This window comes from Pedobacter sp., from assembly GCF_045628745.1.
GTDB lineage: Bacteria > Bacteroidota > Bacteroidia > Sphingobacteriales > Sphingobacteriaceae > Pedobacter.
Genome location: NZ_JAZQPU010000053.1, coordinates 1 through 2,158 on the forward strand (window position 1 = coordinate 1; position 2,158 = coordinate 2,158).

The window sequence follows — 2,158 nt, forward strand, 5'->3', positions numbered from 1 at the left end:
TAATGGAAGAAATGGTGATGTAGGGAATTAGCATATTCGTAATATGGATAGGCACCATAATAACGAGAAGCTAAAACAGGAAAAGGATTTAATGGTGATCAATTAATCGTTAATGATATTTTTAAGTATTTTTGTATGACACATGAATCCATGTAAAACACATGCCATGAACTCAACGTTGGACAAAAAATCAACATCTATACGTTTACAGCAGGATTTATACTTATACATAAAAGATAAGGCTAAAAAATCAAATTGCAGTCTAAATAGTTATATCGAAACCTTATTACTAGAATGTTCAGGATTTTTGGAGCCCAATGAAAAAACAATATGTGCTATCAATGAAATTAAAAACAACAAGCACATATTAGATGCAATTAAGGGGCAGGAAGAATTAAATAATTACTTATCGCACCTGAAGGAGGAGTTATAGCCTTATTTTCACTACCCAGTTTAAAAAGGATTCAAAAAAACATTTCAAAGATTCAAAGTACTTCAATGAAGTAAAAGACTGTTTATTATGTCTTGAAAAAAGCGGCTATTCCATCCTAAAATCACTTTAATTCACGTTACCTATACCTATCTGTCTGTCGATTCCTGAAAAAGCTATACACATAAAACTAAGTGTATGGAAACTAAAAAAGAAAGTCAGGCTCTTACCAAACGTAAACCTGTAGTCCATTTTTATGATCCTTTATTGATCAAAGAAATCGTAAATGCAGTAGAAGATGGAATTCCCAGACGCACACTAGTCGAGCGTTATGGCGTTTCACAAAGTACGCTCTGTCTGTGGATGTGCAAATATGGCTCTGTTGTTTATCAACAAAACAAACGAAGAGTCTTTAAACCCTCGGAAAAACGTTCTGTGTTGCGGGCCATCGCCTTGGGGATGAGTGTAACACAGGCCCGAATAACTTTTGGGCTCAAGAGCAATGTGATGATTTTATCCTGGATTAGACAAGAGCAAAAAGAAAATGCCGATCTTAGTGTAGTAAATTCTCATCCTATGGCTAAGGACGTCAAAAACAAGGAAACAGAAGAAGTAAAGGCCCTGCGGGAGGCTCTTACCTTCGCCCAGCTTAAAATTAAGGCTTTAGATACCCTAATTGACATTGCCCAAGAACAGTTCAAAATCGATATCAGAAAAAAGTCTGGTGCCAGGCAGTCATCAAAATGAAACAAGATTATCCCAAAAATGGGATGATACGCTTGTGCAGACTGTTTGGCAAGACAAGACATGCTTATTATGACCACCAGTGGCGATTTCAGGACCAGGGATTTAAGGATGATATCGTGCTGCAACACGTTTTAGAAATCCGTAAAAAGCTTCCCGGCAGCGGTACTTTAAAGCTTCATCAAATGCTAAAAAAACCACTTGAAAGCCACCATCTCAGCATTGGAAGGGACTATTTGTTTGATTTGATGCGCGAGCATCAGATGAGCATTAGAAGAAGAAAAAGGAAAGTGGTCACCACCGATTCCAGACACTGGATGCATATCTATGATAACCTGATCAAAGAAATGGAAATTAACCGCCCCGAACAGCTTTGGGTGAGCGATATCACTTACATCCGCATGATCAATCATTGGGGCTACCTGAGCCTGATTACAGATGCTTATTCCAAAAAGATTATGGGCTACTGCTTTCGTAAAGATCTATCGGCAAAAGGCTGTATCGATGCTTTGCAAATGGCCCTTAAAGCACGCCTGTATCCTCAGCAAAAGCTGATCCATCATTCTGATAGGGGAAGCCAGTATTGTTCCCATGATTATGTGGACCTGTTGGTAGAAAACCGGATCGCCATCAGTATGACTGAAAATGGCGATCCTTACGAAAATGCCATTGCTGAAAGGGTGAATGGCACAATCAAAACAGAGTTCAACCTTCATTTTTCTGCAGAAGGGTTTGCAGAAACGACAGCCAAAATTCAAAGAGCAATCAAAGCCTACAATGAACTCAGGCCTCATGCCAGCTGTGATTATTTAACACCCGAACAAGCACATTTACAAACAGGTCCGCTGAAAAAAAGATGGAAAGAAAAAGTGTATAAAAACAAGCTAAAACCTGAGTGTATAGCTCAGGCAGAATTACCAAAATTAGTTGTATAGTAAATTCAGTATTAATTCAATACATGTATAGCCTATTCAGGATAAGACA

Annotated in this window: 2 protein-coding genes; both read left to right on the forward strand. The window is 38.3% G+C overall.

Annotation, left to right across the window (positions count from 1 at the left end; all coding sequences use genetic code 11):
- Positions 1–628 precede the first annotated feature (628 nt).
- Positions 629–1,177, forward strand: a complete 549-nt coding sequence (locus tag ACR2F7_RS02260) for a hypothetical protein (protein WP_432711988.1) — start codon at positions 629–631, stop codon at positions 1,175–1,177.
- The gene (locus tag ACR2F7_RS02265; protein WP_432711989.1) at positions 1,174–2,109 is read left to right on the forward strand and encodes an IS3 family transposase; all 936 of its coding nucleotides are present in this window, start codon (positions 1,174–1,176) and stop codon (positions 2,107–2,109) included. The genes ACR2F7_RS02260 and ACR2F7_RS02265 overlap by 4 nt, the downstream gene beginning before the upstream one ends.
- Positions 2,110–2,158: the final 49 nt, after the last annotated feature.